General features: G+C 54.3%; 20 protein-coding genes. 12 read left to right on the forward strand and 8 right to left on the reverse strand.

Translation table 11 applies throughout. The annotated features are described in order from the left end of the window. Nucleotides 1-140 precede the first annotated feature (140 nt). Nucleotides 141-644: an AAA family ATPase gene (locus ENTMO_RS0111240; protein WP_010430625.1), complete on the reverse strand. Its 504-nt coding sequence runs from the start codon at nt 642-644 to the stop codon at nt 141-143. Between the two features lie 350 nt (nt 645-994). Beyond that, a complete protein-coding gene (locus ENTMO_RS0111245; RefSeq protein WP_010430627.1) occupies nt 995-1,585 on the reverse strand; it encodes a TetR/AcrR family transcriptional regulator in 591 nt (196 codons plus the stop codon). Nucleotides 1,586-1,725: 140 nt separating this feature from the next. On the opposite strand from ENTMO_RS0111245, the gene ENTMO_RS0111250 reads away from it, so the two are divergent. From ENTMO_RS0111250 to ENTMO_RS0111275, 5 genes are all read left to right on the forward strand, one after another. Continuing rightward, the gene (locus ENTMO_RS0111250; protein WP_010430630.1) at nt 1,726-2,121 is read left to right on the forward strand and encodes a RidA family protein; all 396 of its coding nucleotides are present in this window, start codon (nt 1,726-1,728) and stop codon (nt 2,119-2,121) included. Between the two features lie 525 nt (nt 2,122-2,646). Continuing rightward, the gene (locus ENTMO_RS0111260; RefSeq protein ID WP_010430636.1) at nt 2,647-3,231 is read left to right on the forward strand and encodes a TetR/AcrR family transcriptional regulator; all 585 of its coding nucleotides are present in this window, start codon (nt 2,647-2,649) and stop codon (nt 3,229-3,231) included. 190 nt (nt 3,232-3,421) lie between these two features. Next, nucleotides 3,422-3,994 carry a membrane protein gene (locus tag ENTMO_RS0111265; protein ID WP_010430640.1) on the forward strand — a complete coding sequence of 191 codons (573 nt, stop codon included), beginning with the start codon at nt 3,422-3,424 and terminating at the stop codon, nt 3,992-3,994. A 72-nt stretch (nt 3,995-4,066) separates the two neighbouring features. Continuing rightward, nucleotides 4,067-5,122 (forward strand): catalase family peroxidase, encoded by a 1,056-nt coding sequence (locus ENTMO_RS0111270; RefSeq protein WP_010430642.1) that lies wholly within the window; start codon nt 4,067-4,069, stop codon nt 5,120-5,122. Next, complete coding sequence (locus ENTMO_RS0111275) at nt 5,119-5,658, forward strand: cytochrome b (protein WP_010430645.1); 540 nt, start codon at nt 5,119-5,121, stop codon at nt 5,656-5,658. The genes ENTMO_RS0111270 and ENTMO_RS0111275 overlap by 4 nt, the downstream gene beginning before the upstream one ends. 2 nt (nt 5,659-5,660) lie before the next feature. Here ENTMO_RS0111275 and ENTMO_RS0111280 read toward each other — a convergent pair whose 3' ends face one another. Next, nucleotides 5,661-6,530 carry a LysR family transcriptional regulator gene (locus ENTMO_RS0111280; RefSeq protein WP_010430648.1) on the reverse strand — a complete coding sequence of 290 codons (870 nt, stop codon included), beginning with the start codon at nt 6,528-6,530 and terminating at the stop codon, nt 5,661-5,663. Nucleotides 6,531-6,658: 128 nt separating this feature from the next. On the opposite strand from ENTMO_RS0111280, the gene ENTMO_RS0111285 reads away from it, so the two are divergent. The 3 genes from ENTMO_RS0111285 (at nt 6,659) to ENTMO_RS0111295 (ending at nt 9,337) form a co-directional block, all read left to right on the forward strand. Continuing rightward, nucleotides 6,659-7,405: an SDR family NAD(P)-dependent oxidoreductase gene (locus tag ENTMO_RS0111285; protein ID WP_010430651.1), complete on the forward strand. Its 747-nt coding sequence runs from the start codon at nt 6,659-6,661 to the stop codon at nt 7,403-7,405. Between the two features lie 80 nt (nt 7,406-7,485). After that, a complete protein-coding gene (locus ENTMO_RS0111290; protein ID WP_010430653.1) occupies nt 7,486-8,940 on the forward strand; it encodes an MFS transporter in 1,455 nt (484 codons plus the stop codon). Nucleotides 8,941-8,953: 13 nt separating this feature from the next. Further along, nucleotides 8,954-9,337 (forward strand): Rid family hydrolase, encoded by a 384-nt coding sequence (locus ENTMO_RS0111295; RefSeq protein WP_010430656.1) that lies wholly within the window; start codon nt 8,954-8,956, stop codon nt 9,335-9,337. 58 nt (nt 9,338-9,395) lie between these two features. On the opposite strand, the gene dmsD is transcribed toward ENTMO_RS0111295, so the two are convergent. The 3 genes from dmsD to ENTMO_RS0111310 form a co-directional block, all read right to left on the reverse strand. Next, nucleotides 9,396-10,010, reverse strand: a complete 615-nt coding sequence (gene dmsD, locus ENTMO_RS0111300; RefSeq protein ID WP_010430659.1) for a Tat proofreading chaperone DmsD — start codon at nt 10,008-10,010, stop codon at nt 9,396-9,398. A gap of 94 nt (nt 10,011-10,104) precedes the next feature. Then, nucleotides 10,105-12,543 (reverse strand): selenate/tellurate reductase subunit YnfE, encoded by a 2,439-nt coding sequence (gene ynfE, locus ENTMO_RS0111305; RefSeq protein WP_010430662.1) that lies wholly within the window; start codon nt 12,541-12,543, stop codon nt 10,105-10,107. A gap of 133 nt (nt 12,544-12,676) precedes the next feature. Next, nucleotides 12,677-12,970: a DUF1161 domain-containing protein gene (locus tag ENTMO_RS0111310; RefSeq protein WP_010430664.1), complete on the reverse strand. Its 294-nt coding sequence runs from the start codon at nt 12,968-12,970 to the stop codon at nt 12,677-12,679. A 104-nt stretch (nt 12,971-13,074) separates the two neighbouring features. Between ENTMO_RS0111310 and ENTMO_RS0111315 the strand changes: the two genes are divergently transcribed. Then, a complete protein-coding gene (locus ENTMO_RS0111315; protein ID WP_010430666.1) occupies nt 13,075-13,785 on the forward strand; it encodes a YnfC family lipoprotein in 711 nt (236 codons plus the stop codon). Nucleotides 13,786-13,939: 154 nt separating this feature from the next. On the opposite strand, the gene speG is transcribed toward ENTMO_RS0111315, so the two are convergent. Both speG and ENTMO_RS0111325 read right to left on the reverse strand, forming a co-directional pair. After that, entirely contained in the window at nt 13,940-14,500 is a 561-nt protein-coding gene (gene speG / locus ENTMO_RS0111320; protein WP_010430668.1) for a spermidine N1-acetyltransferase, read from the reverse strand. Beyond that, entirely contained in the window at nt 14,500-14,838 is a 339-nt protein-coding gene (locus tag ENTMO_RS0111325; protein WP_010430669.1) for a DUF1283 family protein, read from the reverse strand. The genes speG and ENTMO_RS0111325 overlap by 1 nt, the downstream gene beginning before the upstream one ends. Before the next feature lie 130 nt (nt 14,839-14,968). On the opposite strand from ENTMO_RS0111325, the gene ENTMO_RS0111330 reads away from it, so the two are divergent. The 3 genes from ENTMO_RS0111330 to ENTMO_RS0111340 all read left to right on the forward strand — a co-directional run bounded on the left by ENTMO_RS0111330 (nt 14,969) and on the right by ENTMO_RS0111340 (nt 17,655). Then, nucleotides 14,969-15,295: a YnfA family protein gene (locus tag ENTMO_RS0111330; protein WP_010430670.1), complete on the forward strand. Its 327-nt coding sequence runs from the start codon at nt 14,969-14,971 to the stop codon at nt 15,293-15,295. Between the two features lie 111 nt (nt 15,296-15,406). Further along, the gene (gene manD, locus ENTMO_RS0111335; RefSeq protein WP_010430672.1) at nt 15,407-16,621 is read left to right on the forward strand and encodes a D-mannonate dehydratase ManD; all 1,215 of its coding nucleotides are present in this window, start codon (nt 15,407-15,409) and stop codon (nt 16,619-16,621) included. A gap of 14 nt (nt 16,622-16,635) precedes the next feature. After that, nucleotides 16,636-17,655 (forward strand): Zn-dependent oxidoreductase, encoded by a 1,020-nt coding sequence (locus tag ENTMO_RS0111340; protein ID WP_010430674.1) that lies wholly within the window; start codon nt 16,636-16,638, stop codon nt 17,653-17,655. The last annotated feature ends 33 nt before the right edge of the window (nt 17,656-17,688 follow it).

Genomic DNA, 17,688 nt, shown 5'->3' on the forward strand with positions numbered 1-17,688 from the left:
GGGCGCAGTAAGATTAATGTTGCGCTAGCTCCCTAGACCGTTTGCTGTATTGAGCTACGCTTAAATATGAACGTCGGCTAAGAGCGAACAGCAGACGCTAGTGTTCAACCGTCGTCTACTTAATTTTGCCATTATCCTTTTCAAACGGACGATATTCTTCTGAGAATTACATCGACACATTCTGGTGCTGATAAAATTGCTGTATCTAATTGCAAATGCTCTCGTTCCCATGGTTCATAGTTACGGCGTTGTACTTGTTCCCAGTCAGGGAGGGTTAACCCCGGGATATCTGAGATTCTGTTCTCCACACGATAACGATGCTGTGTCATATCTGAACAGAGTATTTCAACTTCTAAGAACGGAACATTTAACGATATCGCTATATCGCGGAAATTATTACGTATCAGATTGATATCATTAACCGAATCGGTGACAACAGTAGCGCCTAACTGTAGATTTTCACGCGCCAACTCATAAAGAACAAAATAACCCTCAGGGCCAATTTTTTTGTTCTGTTCAGATGCTGAACGAATCGCCTGCTCAACCGTATCAACCCGTAGATACACACCATTAATTTTTTGGGATAACAATTTTGCAACTGTACTTTTACCGCTACCAGGTAAACCATTAAATATAATTAACATAATTTATCCATTGATGGTTGAGCTAAAATTATACCTTTTTATATACACCCTGAGTATTTCTAATATTTGGGAAGTTCTGTATAGATAAACCTTAAATCAGATTTGAGAATTATTACAGTATTTGAACAACGATTGCATTAATCGATGTCCGCTTCTGGCACAAAGCGGATAGATTCGGCAGATCGGTAACAATTGTCCAACAAAAATGCCAGCAATCCGTTGCCCTGGAAAGTAATCCGATAACATCCGCTCCTTCGGATAAAGAAAATATCTGCTACCGATTCACTTCTTGCTTTTCCTTCGCGGCTAAGCTTGCTCTCAGCACGAGATAACCGGGTGGGGCAGTGCGGTCACTGCTGCAACACGCCACTGACCAACAGGGTGAAAACCTCAATCGCTTTGGGCAATGCCTGCTTCGGATCGTCACTCGCGGCCACCCACTGGGCGGCATTCAGTGCGGCACCATTTAATAACCAGGCGGTGGCATCAACGTCTACCGGTTTGATGACGCCACGTTCAATCAGGTCTGAAAGGCTTTCGCGAGTGGCGTCGAGGCAGGTATTCTGACTTGGCCATTTTGTCGGATCCCCAAGAAAAGCTGGGCCATCAAGCAGAACGATACGCCGGACTTCTTCATCCAGCGCCATCTTGATATAAGCTATCCCTTCGGCCAGAAGCTTTTGCTGGTCATCACCGGATTGCGCCGCTGCATGTTTGGCGCCTTGCGCCATTTCAGAATCAATCTGGGTCACCACCGCGGCAAGTAACCCTTTTTTATCCCCAAAATTATGGTAGAGGGCGCCACGCGTCAGGCCGACGCTGGCGGTCAAATCATCCATCGAAGCTGCCGCAAATCCTTTTTCAGCGAAGGCTTTTCGTGCAGCCGCAATCAACTTTGTGCGGGTTTCTTCCATCGTTTCGGCGCGGCGTTTGGCTGCCATACGGGCTCCTTATCCTGTACGCCGCGCAGGATGTTTGACATACGCGGCGTATGTGTGATTAAGTTGACATACGCCGCGTATCTTAATTCATTTATGGATGCCACGCATCCGCTGTTGCACATCCAAAGAAAGGATATGTTATGAACCAACCGAAACCTGTTTTCCCTGCAAATCGCCACGCACTCTATGAACAGCATGGTTATTCCGCAGCGATCCGCTCTGGTGATTTACTGTTTGTTTCCGGACAGGTGGGTAGCCGGGAGGACGGTACACCCGAGCCCGACTTTACTACGCAGGTAGAGCGTGCTTTCGAGAATCTCAAGGCTACGCTTGCCGCCGCGGGATGCACGTTTGACGATCTTATCGATGTGACCACCTTTCATACCGATCCGGAGAATCAATTTCCAGCCATTATGCAGGTGAAAAGCAGCATTTTCCCGAAGCCCCCGTATCCGAACTGGACAGCCGTGGGGGTTAACTGGCTTGCAGGATTTGATTTTGAGATAAAGGTTATCGCCCGCATTCCTGAACATTAAGAAGGCAAACGATGCACAGAGATATCAAGAGAAACGATATCTCACCGATCCGGAATGGCTACTCTTAACTGTTTTTGGATTCAGTCATTAGCAGCCTGACAATTCTGTCTATCATAAAAGGCGCAGCCTGATTAAGCTCCCGATCGCTTAATAGCTTCGCGGCAACGCTTAATGCGAAACGGTGAACGGCATCATTGTTCTCTACGCACGCCGTGCGGCCGCGATCTTCATTCGCGTGAATGACGTTGGATAATTCGCGAATGTTACGCACTGGGGCCGCTGGGCTGTGCCTGTCCGGAAATGGGATAACTGCCATACACTCTCCACTACAGGGATATGTTTTGAAGTGAAACCATCCTAGTAGTAGGATGGGGTGGTGTCAATGATATCAGGCGGCTTTTTCCCGTTGGCCCTTTGCGGGCCCGGCTATTTGACATTCTTGTTGCCGCTCAGTAGGTTGTCCCGGCGGGACGCGCCTGTCACAGACAGCACATTTTTTCACTGGATTGAACACTGGAGCGTGAAATGATCGAACGTTCGCCGAAAGCGCGCGAAATTATGGCAAATACGAGGCAGCTGCTCACAACGGGTGGGTACAAAAGCTTTAGCTATGCCGATCTTGCGGAGCGCGTGGGTATCCGCAAAGCCAGTATCCACCATCATTTTCCGGGCAAAGAAGATTTAGTCAAAGCTGTAGTGCAGGAATACCGTGCAGAAGCACGGAGTGGCATGGAAGCGATGGATCGCCAAACCAACGATCCTCTGATCAAAGTGAAAGGCTATGCTGATTTCTGGTCGGCCTGTATTAAAGAGGGGGCTTCACCATTTTGTATCTGTGTGATGCTGGCCGTTGAACTTCCGACCTTACCTGCAGATATTGCCGCAGAAGTGACCGGCCATTTTAACGATCTCTCTGACTGGCTGACCGCAGTACTGAGTGCTGGCGAAGCGCAAGGCGTTTTCACTCTCAGCGAAAGTGCCGAAGTCGAAGCCAGGGCTCTCATGGCGGGCATGCATGGTGCCATGCTGGCAGCCCGGGCGTTTAATAATCCGCACGTCTTTGAGCAGATTGCCTATCCACTGATCGATAAGGTTCTCACCGCAGCCTGAAGGACGCCCGGTTATTGACCGGGCTGTGCCTGTTTTCAACACGTCTTTCACTTTCCCGCGCCTTGACGATCCTTTTGTAACGGTTAGCGTAAAACATATTGATCTTTTATCTACCTACTAGTAGGTTTGTTGTCGGGTGAGGCATGCTACGCTGCTTCGTTTGTTAAATATGCCAGGTTAAGAGGTCTATATGTCCGACACTATCCACCACGGGAATCAGCAGAACTGGCTACAACAGTATTATTTTATCCGGACGGCTTTCTCCGTTTTATGGGTTATTGCCGTGTTCACCGCTGGCCTGTCTTCGCCTGTTGGCGCATCGATTTTGCTCATTCTTTACCCCGCATGGGATGCAATGGCGAATTATATTGATGCAAGAAAAAGCGGGGGATTTGGCCGCAACCGGATGCAGACCGTTAATATTATCGTTAGCGTTATAACAACGCTGGCCGTCGTGTTGGCTCTTAAAAGCAATATAAATGATGTCATTCGGGTATTCGGCTGCTGGGCGATATTATCCGGTCTGCTGCAGCTGGGCGCGGCAACACAGCGCTGGAAACATTATGGTGCGCAATGGAGCATGATATTAAGTGGCGCACAGTCTGCACTTGCAGGCGCGTTTTTTATCTATCAGGCCCGGACGCCTGAGCCACCGTCAGTAGCAAATATCGCGGGGTATGCTGCGTTTGGTGCCGTCTATTTTTGCCTGTCAGCCCTGACGTTAACATTCCGAAAAAAAAGAGAAGCGAAACGGTCATGCTGATTTCAGGCACGACGCGTCATCACCCCCTGCACGTTTCGTTTTGACATATCGTGAGCAGAATGAGTTAACAATATGAACAGTAAAGTACATTTAAACAGACAAACGGTTGTACGTCTGGCGCTGGTCGCAATTATTCCCCTGATCCTTTTTTTATTATTCCTGTGGACTGGCGGTTGGCTGACGCCTCAACGTCTGACGTCGGATAAGCTCGTTGATGTATTACAGCAGTCGGGTGGAGTACATAAAGGCTATCGCCGTAATCATGCTAAAGGCATGTGTGTGCTGGGCTCGTTTATCTCGAACGGGAATGCCAGTGTGCTTTCACGTTCCTCCCTGTTCAGCAAAGGTGAAACCGCTGTCACAGGACGTTTTGCCATTGCGGGCGGGGATCCGGCTGCACCGGATTATGTCGTGCCCGTTCGGAGTATGGCGCTCTCCTTTCAGCAGTCGAATGGTGAGCAGTGGCGCACCGGTATGAACGCCATGCCATTTTTCCCCGTCAGTTCCGTTGAGAGTTTTTATGAACTCCAGACGGCCACTCTGCCGGATGCCGCAACCGGAAAACCGAACCCGGAAAAATTACGTTCCTTTGTCATGAACCATCCGGAAATAAAACCGTTTTTTGTGTGGGCAAAGCAATACATACCCTCCTCAAGCTGGGCCAGCGATCGCTTTAACAGCCTGAATGCTTTTCGCCTGATTGATAAGGCGGGCCATGAACAATTGGTACGCTGGAGCATGGTGCCACATGCCGGGTTTACTCCCATAAGCGATGCCGATAAACAGAACAGCGATTTCCTGCAACAGGATCTTCAGCATCGTCTGGAGCAGGGCGCGCTGAAATGGGATTTAGTGTTCACGCTTGCTCAGGCAGGTGATAAAGGCGACGACGCCACCAGGGCATGGCCAGCCGACAGGAAAACGATTAATGCCGGAACGTTAGTCTTAAACAAGGCTATCCCTCAACAGCAGGGCCCCTGTAATGACATCAACTATGACCCGTTGATTTTACCCGACGGTATGGCACCGTCCGCTGACCCGATACTTAACGCACGCTCATCGGCGTATGCCAAATCCTATAACCTGCGCACCCATGAACAGGCGCAACAGAAGGGAGAGACGTTATGAAACAGGCCGTCTATTTTCATCCGGCTCTGCGCGTCCTGCACTGGCTGATGGCCGCAGCCACTCTCATGATGTTGTTTATCGGTGTTGCGATGGTCTCGACCGTCTCCTCCGCGCACAGCTTGCTGGTGTCGATCCACAAGCCTCTCGGGGTGATGATATTGCTTCTGGTCATCGGGCGATTATGGCTGCGATTCACGACGGCCAAGCCCCCGTTGCCAGCGTCCATTCCGGCCTGGCAGCGCGGTATGGCCCATCTCTCGCATTGGATGCTCTATCTGATGATGGTGGCCCAGCCGCTGATAGGTTGGGCAATGCTCTCAGCAGCAGGGTATCCCGTCACGCTAGGTAACGGCATCGTTCTGCCGCCGATCATGGACATCAATAATGATCGGTATGCGATACTGCGGCCGCTTCATACCTGGGTTGCCCTGGCGTTATTCGCGATGATAATGCTTCACCTTGCCGCTGCGCTGCTTCACGCTTTCGTACTGCGTGACGGTGTCTTCAGCAGTATGACTGGCCACCGTAAACCCTAGGCTCATGCTGTCGCCGTGGCGGGATCGGCAAGCATCGTATCGGCGATATCCATCATGACCCGCAGGCGATCCATATGCCGGAGATCGGAGTGACACCCTACCCAGATATCTTTGGACGGCGGTGGCTCCGGCATGCTAATGGCCTGCAACCCGGTGATGGCATCACCCAGTGGACGCGGTAATACGGCGATGCCCATCCCCCGACTGCACATCTGCGCCTGCACGGCCCGGCTGGTGCTGGTGAAGACGCGCGGGGAATGTGGGAACCTGTCCAGCAGCCAGGCCACGTCAGAAAAGTGGGATTGGGCCGTATTCATCAGAATCAGCCCCACTGCGGCCGGGTCGTGTCGGGCGATATCGGCGATGTCTGGCGTCCCGTAAAGCGCATAGGGAATGCGCATCAGGCGGCGCTGGACAATATCGGGTTCGGTAAAGGGCACGATGCGAAACGCAATGTCGGCATCACGTCGCGACAGATTGAGTAAGCGGTAGCTCGCGATAAGTTCAGGGACAATCGCCGGATGACGACGCGTCAGCTCGCTCAGGACAGGCGCCAGAACATAGTTCGCAAACCACTCTGCTGACGATATCCGTAAGAGGCCTTCAAGACGGTCGTGATTTCCTGCCAGGCGTCGTTCCATCGCCAGCGCGGAGTTTTCTACCGCTTCTGCCAGCTTCAGAACCCTGTCGCCCGCGTCGGTCAGGACCAGGCCCTCCTTGGTCCGGCGAAAGAGGGCTTGCTGAGCCTCATCCTCAAGCGCCTTTATCCGGCGACCCACCGTAGGATGGCTCACGCCAAGGCTTCGGGCCGCTTCGCCGAAAGAGCGCTTACGCATAACTGCAAGAAATACCCGGACATCACCCCATTCCATGCCAGTCTCTCACCGTACAAAAATGAACATTGAATATACAAAAGTGGCAGTTCTAAAACAACTTTGTCGATATCAATATGACCTTCTCAACCACACCGCCACGGGCGGCAAATCAGGAAGCTGAAGACATGAACAAATTAAAAGACAAAGTTGCCATCGTCACCGGTGGCTCCAAAGGTATCGGAGCAGGTATTGCTCGTCAGCTGGCGGCTGACGGCGCGAAGGTCATTGTTAATTACGCCTCAAGCAGAAGCGATGCGGATAAGGTCGTTGCCGATATCGAAGCCGCGGGTGGAAAGGCCACGGCGGTTGCGGCGGACATCACCTGCCAGACCGAGGTTGAGGCGCTGATCAACGCGGCTGTAAGCCATTACGGGCGGCTGGACATTGTGGTGAACAATGCAGGCGTTTATGCCTTCGCGAGGATTGAAGAGAGCACCGAAACGCTGTTTCGCAGGCAGTTTGATATCAACGTGCTGGGCCCGTTGCTGGTGGCTGGGGCGGCTGCGCCGCATCTGACAAAAGGCAGCAGCATCATCAATATCAGCTCATTCGTCACCCCCGTCTTTATTCCTGAGAGCGCCATCTACAGCGGCACCAAGGGCGCGATTGACGCCATTACCGGCGTACTCTCACGCGAACTCGGCCCGCGCGGCATTCGCGTCAACGCGGTCAATCCCGGCCTTATCGAAACGGAAGGGAGTCATAGCGCGGGCGCGATGAACTCGGATTTCCAGACATGGAATGAAAGCCAGACACCGCTTGGCCGCATCGGCCAGGTGCAGGATGTGGCCCCAATTGTTTCATTTCTCGCCTCAGACGATGCGGCCTGGGTAACCGGCGAGGTGATTCTGGCCTCTGGCGGCATGCGTTGAGCTAAGCCATGCGGCGGCCGCCCACAATCCACAATAATGTCTCTTAACGGGGCACGGAACCGTTATCTATGGAGTGTTCTATGTCGACACATACCCTCACGCAAGCCGAGCCCCGTCGCTGGGCAATGTTTATTATCCTGCTGGTTGGCGCATTTTTGCCTCCGCTCGATTTTTTTATTGTCAATGTGGCACTGCCTGCAATTCAGGGTGAGCTGAGCGCCACGTCCTCTGCTGAACAGCTCGTCATTTCGTCCTATGCTGCCGTTTACTCGGTAACATTAATCACCGGCGGACGGTTGGGGGATATTTACGGTCGCGGGAAGATGTTTTTTCTGGGGCTCATCGGTTTTGCTGCGGCATCGCTGTTGTGCGGTTTAGCCTGGTCGCCGTGGGTTCTGATAACCGGACGCATATTACAGGGCGCTACGGCCGCGATTATGGCTCCCCAGGCGCTGGCTTCCGTTCAGGCTATTTTTCCGGAGGCGGAAAAACCGCTCGCGCTGAGTATCTATGGCGCGGTGTTTGGTCTGGCTTCCGTTATCGGGCAGGTATTGGGCGGAGCCCTGCTTTCAGCGGATCTGTTTCATCTGGGATGGCGGGTTATTTTTCTGGTTAACCTGCCGGTGGCGATGCTGGTCATTCTCTTTGGACTGCCGCTGCTAAAAGAGACGCGCGCGCAATCTGCACAGCGTCTGGATCCCGTCGGTATGCTGCTGGCAACCGTCACGCTGAGTGCGCTGATTGTGCCGTTAATTGAAGGCCGGGAGGCGGGATGGCCCTGGTGGACGTGGCTGTCATTTCTTGCTGTGCCTCTGCTGGCCAGGCTGCTGTGGCGTTATGAGCGGCATCTTAGCCAGAGCGGTGGTTCACCGCTGCTCGATCCTTCCGTGCTGCGCGCGCCAGGGCTGGGGCGGGGGCTCACAGTCGTTTTGCTGTTTTATTCGATTGGTGCCTTCTTTCTGTTATTTTCTGTTTATCTCCAGGATGCGTTGCATATAAACGCCCTGACGGCGGGACTGATTTTTCTGCCCTTTGGCATCGGCTTTCTGATCGGACCGTTGCTGACGCCGTATCTGAGGCGGTTTGTCGGAAATTACTTAAGCGCCATCGGGATGGGCTGCGAGACGGTGGGGCTGGCAGGCCTTGCGTGGCTGGTTGCCCACACGCTGACAGGGCGCCCGCCAGCCATGTTGCCGCTCGCGGCACTGCTTTTTGTTACCGGTCTTGGACAAGGGCTGGCAATGCCGACGCTGGTGCGCATGGTGACAGGCCGCGTGGCGCCCGCGTTCTCAGGCACGATCGCCGGCGTGACCAGCTCGACTCTGCAAATTAGCACCGCGCTGAGCGTTGCCATCATCGGCGGCATTTTTTACAGCATGTTAGACGCTGGAAAAAGTGAAGCCACTATCACGCATGCCTTTATCGTCTCCCTTCTGACAATGGCGGTATGCCTTGCCTTAGGCGCAGGACTCAGCGTCCGGCTTATCAGGTATGCTTCGTGGGGACGTTTTCCTGAGCATAAATCAACGTGTTAAAAGAGACATCATCATGAAAAAATCGATAGTTCCTGACGCATTCCAGCATTACTTCGATGACTGGCACTTTTCCCCCGTCATCGAAGCCGATGGCACAGTCTATCTCTCAGGAGTGACCGCAGCGCGCAGGGACAAACCCATAAGCAAGGAGCCGGAAGAACAGTTTCATGATGCCTTTTATAAGCTGGGTGTGTATTTGAACGCTGCTGGCTTAGGCTATGAAAACATTCTTGAGATGACCACTTTTCATATTGATCTCAAGAAACATATCGCTGTTTTTTCTAAAGTGAAGGATGAGTATGTCAAGGCGCCATACCCGGCATGGTCCGCCATCGGTGTATCAGAGTTCATTCCGGAAAATGCCCTGGTGGAAATGCGGATCGTTGCAAAAAGATAGTTTCGGTCGTATGGGCTAAAAAGAAGGCTTGCTCGCCACCCGCGAGCAAGCCACTTCCTTAGCGATACAGCGTCTTTTCCGCAACCGGAATAAGTAACGCAGAACGCCAGTCTGCGAGCGTCAGCTGCGCGAGCTGACCCAGCGCGGTATAAAACGGATGCCCGGCGTTGTCGACAAACACCGACAGGAAGCGGGTGCTCCACGGCAGCAGGTGCCACGCCAGAAGCTGATCGCACTCCGCTTCGCGGCCATTCTCGGCGAGCCACGCAGCCAGCAGCAGCAAGGTGCCGAAATGGTCTTCCGGTTCATTTTGCTGCATCTCAAAAGCGATATTATTCTCACGCATCCACTGGCGCAGCGAGAGCGTCGAGTCGCCAAACAGCACGGATTCGCGGTCAAGCCAGACGGAACCCCACGGCGGTGCGGGCAGGGCATAAGGGCCAATAAACAGCCGTTGCCACGCATCCGTCAGCGTCTCATCGGAAGAGGAGGCAAAGGTATCGGCAACGGGCTGCAGCAATTCGGGAGGCAGGGGCCAGTCCTGAACCCATTCGCCAGCGGTAAGCACCCGCACCAGCGGCGCAGCCTGCTCGCTGTCGGGAGAAAAATAAAACAGTGCGCCCAATACCCGGGCACTAAACGCGAACGATTCACGTGGTGAGACATCTCCCATTACAACCTCCCTTTCTCGCGCGGAAGATGTCCGCGCGACTGTGTTAACCGATAATACTGACCATAGAATAAACCACGGTCTCGCGTTTCACCCTCTACACCTTCTCGATCTGCACCAGATTGGTGTGCTGCGGGTTGCCTTTTGCCAACGGTGACGGGCGGTGCGTGGTCAGCGTGTTGATGCACGAACCGTGGTCGATACGATCGCCACTCATATTGGCATCGTGCCACGCTCCCTGGCCCATGGCGCTCACGCCGGGCATGATGCGTGGCGTCACTTTCGCTTCAATTCGCACCTCGCCGCGACGATTAAAGACGCGCACCGTATCGCCGTTCTTGATGCCGCGTTTTTCGGCATCGACAGGATTAAGCCAGACCTCCTGGCGGCAGGCCGCTTTCAGCACGTCGACGTTGCCGTAGCTCGAGTGGGTACGGGCTTTGAAGTGGAAGCCAAACAACTGCAGCGGGAACTGCGCGCGCTCAGGGGCATCCCATCCGTCAAAGGTCGATGCGTAGACGGGAAGGGGGCTGATGGTCTCATCCTTTTCCAGTTCCCAGGTGGCGGCAATGTCCGCCAGCCTGCTGGAGTAGATTTCAATCTTGCCCGATGGCGTTTTCAGCGGATTGGCCTCCGGGTTCTCGCGGAATTTTTTATAGGCCACAAAGTGTCCGTTCGGATCGTTGCGCTTATAAATGCCCATTTTTTTCAGCGCGTCATAGGACGGAAGCTTAGGGTCTTTCTCAAGCATTTTGGCATACAGGAACTGCAGCCACTGTTCCTGCGTGCGTCCTTCGGTGAATTTCTGATGGATGTCCGGCCCGAGGCGTTTTGCCACTTCGCTCATGATCCAGTAGATAGGCTTACGCTCAAACTTCGGCGCGGTCACGGGCTGGAGGAAAATCAGGTAGCCCATGTTGCCGGCATAATCGTTAGGAATAATGTCTTCCTGCTCGACGGTCATCAGGTCCGGCAACACGATATCGGCGTACTTCGCTGACGAGGTCATGAAGTTGTCGATGACGACAATCATTTCGCACTTGCTTTCGTCCTGCAGGATCTCGTGAGTTTTATTGATATCAGAGTGCTGGTTAATAATGGTGTTGCCCGCGTAGTTCCAGATGAACTTGATCGGCACGTCCAGTTTATCCTTACCGCGCACGCCGTCGCGCAGGGCGGTCATCTCCGGCCCGCGGGCGATGGCGTCCGTCCAGCTGAAGCAGGAGATTTGCGTTTTGACCGGGTTTTCGGGGAGCGGCATACGTTCGATGGTGATGGTGTAGGTCGACTCACGCGCGCCGCTGTTACCGCCGTTAATCCCCACATTTCCGGTAAGGATTGGCAGCATCGCGATGGCGCGGGACGTCAGCTCGCCGTTCGCCTGGCGCTGTGGTCCCCAGCCCTGACAGATATACGCCGGTTTTGCGGAGCCGATTTCGCGGGCAAGCTTGACGATGCGATCCGCTGGAATGCCGGTAATACGGGAAGCCCACTCAGGGGTTTTCGCCGTGTGGTCATCCCCCTGGCCGAGAATATAGGCTTTGTAGTGACCGTTAGCGGGAGCCCCTTCCGGCAGCGTTTTTTCGTCATAGCCGACGCAGTATTTATCCAGGAACGGCTGGTCCACCAGGTTTTCGTCGATCAATACCCATGCGATGCCCGCAACCAGGGCGGCATCGGTACCCGGACGAATAGGGATCCACTCGTCTTCACGTCCGGCGGCGGTGTCGGTGTAGCGCGGGTCGATGACGATCATGCGCGCGTTGGAGCGCTCGCGCGCCTGCTCCAGATAATAGGTAATCCCGCCGCCGCTCATGCGCGTTTCCGCCGGATTATTGCCGAACATCACCACCAGTTTGGTGTTTTCAATGTCAGAGGTGCTGTTCCCGTCGTTGCTGCCGTAGGTGTAAGGCATCGCGCAGGCGATTTGTGCCGTGCTGTAGGCGCCGTAGTCGCTCAGGAAACCGCCGTAGCAGTTCATCAGGCGCGCCACCAGCGAAGCGTAAGGGGAGGAGCGGGTGATATTGCCGCCGACAATGCCGGAGGAGTAGTTAATGTAAACCGCTTCGTTGCCGTATTTGTCGACCACGTCTTTCAGGCTGGCAGTGATGGCGTTCAGCGCTTCGTCCCATGTGATGCGCTCAAACTTGCCTTCGCCGCGTTTGCCCACGCGTTTCATCGGGTAGTTCAGACGATCGGGGTGATTGATACGACGGCGAATAGAACGTCCGCGCAGGCAGGCTCGCACCTGATGGTTACCGTAAATATCCTCGCCAGTGTTGTCCGTTTCGACCCAGTAGACCTCATCGTCGCGAACGTGCAGGCGCAGTGCGCAGCGGCTACCACAGTTGACCGAACAAGCTCCCCATACCACTTTATCTTCCGCAGGCTGGACGGCGTTTTGCACTTCAGCAGCGGCAGTTTTCAAACCAAACGGTAATGTGAGTCCACCCGCGGCAAGCGCCAGTGAACCCATTGCTGTAGATTTAACAAGCGTTCGGCGGCTAATACCGCCGTGATGATCGACCTCAGACATGGCTCACCCCAACATTGAGATTACGTATTATTTTTACCCGTGATTACAACCGGGCTAATGATGGGGTGAGTGTTACTTATTTTGAGGTACTAAATGTTAATCCTTATCAAATCAATGGACATTGAGCGGGAAGTTACTGAGGTTCACTCGGTGCATTGTCCTGGCTCCCAGAGGCAGCGCCACTTCCTGTACGGGTGTATAAAATTTTAAAGGTGTCGTTGGCGCAATGCCCAACCACCTGCGCATCCGGCTGATCTGCCTGATCGTTTGGCACGATGTTCAGCGTAAAGCCAGACTCAGGCACGCCGTTGTTGACAATCTTCTGCTGAATGTCGCTTTTCACGCGCTCGCAGGAATCCGGTGCCGCCAGCACGGCGGTTGAAGCACTCATTAACAGCAGGGAGGTAATCCAGGGTAACCGTTTCATCTGTAGCTCCTTTCTCTGTGTAGAGATTAATTTTAGCAGGGTTCGTGTAAACATCTGTATTTGCTAATATGATTGGGAATAATCTCTCTGAAACGGTAATAAATGTGAAGAAATACGCAGCGATAACGCTACTGGCAGCAACACTGGTGGGGTGCGACAACAACTCCGCGCCGCCGTCGTATACGCCTGAGATGGCGAGCTTTTCTAATGAATTCGATTTCGACCCGCTGCGCGGTCCGGTGAAAGATTTTACCCAGACCCTGTTTAACGACAAGGGGGAAGTGTCCAAGCGCGTGACCGGTACCCTGTCGACAGAAGGGTGCTTTGATACGCTGGAACTGCACGATCTTGAGAACAACACCGGCGTGGCGCTGGTGCTGGATGCAAATTACTACCTGGATGCCGAAACCCAACAGCAGAAGGTGAAGCTGCAGGGGAAATGTCAGTTGGCGGAATTACCCTCAGCCGGGGTGACGTGGGAGACCGACGATAATGGATTCGTCGTCGCGGCGCACGGCAAGGAGATGGAAGTGAAGTACCGCTACGATGCGGATGGCTATCCGCTGGGCAAAACCACCGTCTCCGGGGACCAGCACTTATCCGTACAGTCGACACCGTCGAAGGATCTGCGCAAAAGAATGGACTTCTCGGCCGTGAGTTTGTTGAATGACAAGCCGCTCGGGAATGTGAAGCAGAGCTGCGACTACGATAGACATAATAACCCGGTGAGTTGCGATCTGACGATCACCGATGACAGCGTTAAGCCCGCCGTTGAGCGCAAGTACACCATTAAAAACACGATTGAATATTACTGAGAGTAAAGTGCATTTTGTGCGTTTCGCCCGGCGGCGCTACGCTTGAACGGGCCTACAATGAAGCGTGCAACATATTGATATTCTTGCACCATGTAGGCCGGGTAAGCGCAGCGCCACCCGGCAAGAAAGAGAGCTCAATGGGGGAGCGTCACTCTCATTGCGCGGTAGGTTTCAGCAGGCTGGCGCCTGACGGCTTGTGTCCGGCCAGGTGCTGGTGCTGGAAGATGCACATGCGGATGGTGTTGCGGTATTCGCCATTGATAAAGAACTCGTGAATCAGTTCACCTTCCACCATAAAGCCCAGCTTGCGGTAGATATGGATCGCTTTCTCGTTCTCTTTATCCACGATGAGATAAAGCTTGTAGAGGTTCAGGACGTTGAATCCGTAATCCATCGCCAGCTTTGCCGCCCGTGAGGCAAGACCTTTCCCCTGGTGCTCAGGCGAAATGATGATCTGAAACTCCGCCCGGCGGTGAACGTGATTGATCTCCACCAGCTCGACCAGACCGGCTTTTTCACCTTCACACTCCACCACAAAACGGCGTTCGCTCTGATCGTGAATGTGCTTATCGTAAAGATCCGACAGCTCGACGAAGGCCTCGTAAGGCTCTTCGAACCAGTAGCGCATCACGCTGGCATTGTTGTCGCGCTGGTGGACGAAACGGAGATCTTCACGCTCCAGCGGGCGAAGCTTAATGTCATACAGTGCAGGCATCAGGGTGCAACCGTGCGGCCAGTGCGGCGATCCAGGCAGCGCAAGGTGTTTGGCTCCCAGTAGGCGTTGACGTTGGAACTTTGCTGGCACTTATCGCGCGCGTCGAAAGCGACATCTTCTTTGTCCCACTCTTTCTCGGCACGCGTGTTGACCTTCTGACGAAGGCTGCGAGTGTCATTCCATTGTTCTTTGTCCATCGCCGCGTTCTGACGGCTTTGTGCGCTATCGCCGGATTCAATAATCAGCTTGCTGGTTTCGGCTGTCGCCGTCGCGGTGCAAGCGAGCGTTGACAGCGCCAGCGCGGCGGTCAGACAAAGGCGTTTGCTTAATGTAGTCATAGCGTTTCCTTTTTAATGGGGGCAGATAATCACGTTACCCTGTTCAGATTCTACACCAAAGCGAGATAGCGTCATACCCGCGGTTATCATCGGGTAAGATGGTTAAATCAATCCTCACCAGAAGAGAATTATGTTCAAAACCACGCTGCTTTTTTTTGCCACCGCGCTCTGCGAAATCATCGGCTGCTTTTTGCCCTGGCTTTGGCTGAAGAAGGGGGCATCCGTGTTGCTGCTCATCCCGGCGGCTGTTGCGCTGGCGCTGTTCGTCTGGCTGTTAACACTGCATCCGGCCGCAAGTGGACGTGTCTACGCCGCGTACGGCGGTGTCTATGTCTGTACTGCGCTGCTGTGGCTACGCGTCGTGGATGGGGTCAAACTCAGCGTCTATGACTGGGCCGGTGCCCTGGTTGCGCTCTGCGGGATGCTGATCATCGTGGCGGGATGGGGGCGCACCTGAGCGCCCTGATTTTGTGATCTCTCGCTGATATTATGATCAATATACTTGTATGGTAGTTGCGTAATTGCGTAAATTTCCTGCATCACAACATGCGATGTAAGGAAATGGATTATGAAGATTGTCGGGGCTGAAGTCTTTGTCACCTGCCCAGGGCGTAACTTTGTCACCCTCAAAATCACCACTGATGAGGGGATCGTGGGTCTTGGCGACGCCACCCTGAACGGACGCGAACTCTCTGTAGCGTCCTATTTGAAAGATCACCTGTGTCCTCAGCTGATTGGCCGTGATGCCCACCGCATCGAAGATATCTGGCAGTTTTTCTATAAAGGGGCTTACTGGCGTCGCGGCCCGGTCACCATGTCGGCCATCTCCGCCGTTGATATGGCGCTCTGGGATATCAAAGCGAAAGCGGCCAACATGCCGCTCTATCAGCTGCTGGGCGGCGCATCCCGTGAAGGGGTAATGGTCTACTGCCACACCACCGGGCACACCATTAACGACGTGCTGGAAGATTACGCCCGTCATAAAGAGATGGGCTTTAAGGCGATCCGCGTGCAGTGCGGCGTGCCGGGCATGAAAACCACTTACGGCATGTCCAAAGGGAAAGGCCTTGCCTACGAACCTGCCACCAAAGGCGACTGGCCAGAAGAGCAGCTCTGGTCCACTGAGAAATACCTCGATTTCACACCAAAGCTGTTCGACGCGGTGCGCAGTCAATTCGGTTTCAACGAACATCTCCTGCACGACATGCACCATCGCCTGACGCCAATCGAAGCGGCGCGCTTCGGCAAGAGCATTGAAGAGTTTCGCATGTTCTGGATGGAAGCCCCAACGCCTGCGGAAAATCAGGAATGCTTCCGCCTGATCCGCCAGCATACCGTCACGCCAATTGCGGTGGGTGAGGTGTTCAACAGCATCTGGGACTGCAAGCAGCTGATTGAAGAGCAGCTTATCGACTATATCCGCACCACCATCACTCACGCGGGCGGGATCACCGGGATGCGCCGCATTGCGGACTTCGCCTCGCTCTACCAGGTGCGCACCGGCTCGCACGGACCGTCCGATCTGTCGCCAATCTGTCACGCCGCCGCGCTGCATTTCGACCTGTGGGTGCCGAATTTCGGCGTGCAGGAATACATGGGCTACTCCGAACAGATGCTGGAGGTCTTCCCCCACAGCTGGCGCTTTGATAATGGCTACATGCATCCGGGCGACAAACCGGGGCTGGGCATTGAGTTTGATGAAAAACTGGCCGCGAAATACCCCTATGACCCGGCCTATCTGCCGGTGGCCCGTCTTGAAGACGGCACGCTGTGGAACTGGTAACCGAGGAACGAACGATGAAAAGCGTAGTGATTCAACAGCCGAACCAGCTGGTGATTGAAGAGCGTCCACGCCCGGAGCCAGGCGCAGGGGAAGTCCGCGTCAAAATCATGCTGGCAGGGATTTGCGGTTCAGACAGCCATATCTACCGTGGACATAATCCGTTTGCGAAATATCCGCGCGTGATCGGCCACGAGTTCTTCGGCGTGATTGACGCCGTGGGCGAGGGCATCGACAGCGCGCGACTGGGTCAGCGCGTCTCGGTTGATCCGGTGATCAGCTGCGGACACTGCTACCCGTGTTCCGTCGGGAAACCGAACGTCTGCACCTCACTGGTGGTACTGGGCGTCCACCGCGACGGCGGCTTCAGCGAATATGCGGCAGTGCCCGCTAAAAATGCCTGGCCCATCCCGGATGCGATCCCGGATAAACACGCCGTCATGGTTGAACCCTTCACCATTGCCGCCAACGTGACGGGGCAGGCGAAACCCATCGAACAGGATGTTGCGCTGATTTATGGCGCGGGCCCGATGGGGCTGGTCACCGTGCAGGCGCTGAAGGGCGTTTATAAGGTGAAGCAGGTTATCGTCGTCGACCGCATTGATGAGCGGCTGGCAATGGCTCAGCGCAGTGGTGCGGACTGGGTCTTTAACAACGGCGAGCAGTCGCTGCAGGCCGTACTGGAAGAAAGGGGCATCAAACCGACGTTAATCATTGATGCCGCCTGTCATCCATCGATTTTACAGGAAGCCATTACCCTGGCCTCCCCGGCGGCGCGCATCGTGCTGATGGGCTTCTCCAGCGAGCCGAGCCAGATTGTGCAGCAGGGCATCACCGGCAAAGAACTGGCGATCTTCTCTTCGCGCCTCAACGCCAACAAATTCCCGGTCGTGATTGACTGGCTGGAAAAGGGGCTGATCGACCCGGAAAAACTGATCACCCATACCTTTGACTATCACCACGTAACAGACGCCATCGAACTGTTTGAAAAAGACCAGCGGCAGTGCTGCAAAGTCTTGCTCACGTTCGGTCAGTAATAAAACACGCGGTTAAGAGCCTGCGCAGACAGG

It is taken from the genome of Enterobacter mori LMG 25706, assembly GCF_000211415.1.
In the GTDB taxonomy this organism is placed as follows: Bacteria; Pseudomonadota; Gammaproteobacteria; order Enterobacterales; family Enterobacteriaceae; genus Enterobacter; species Enterobacter mori.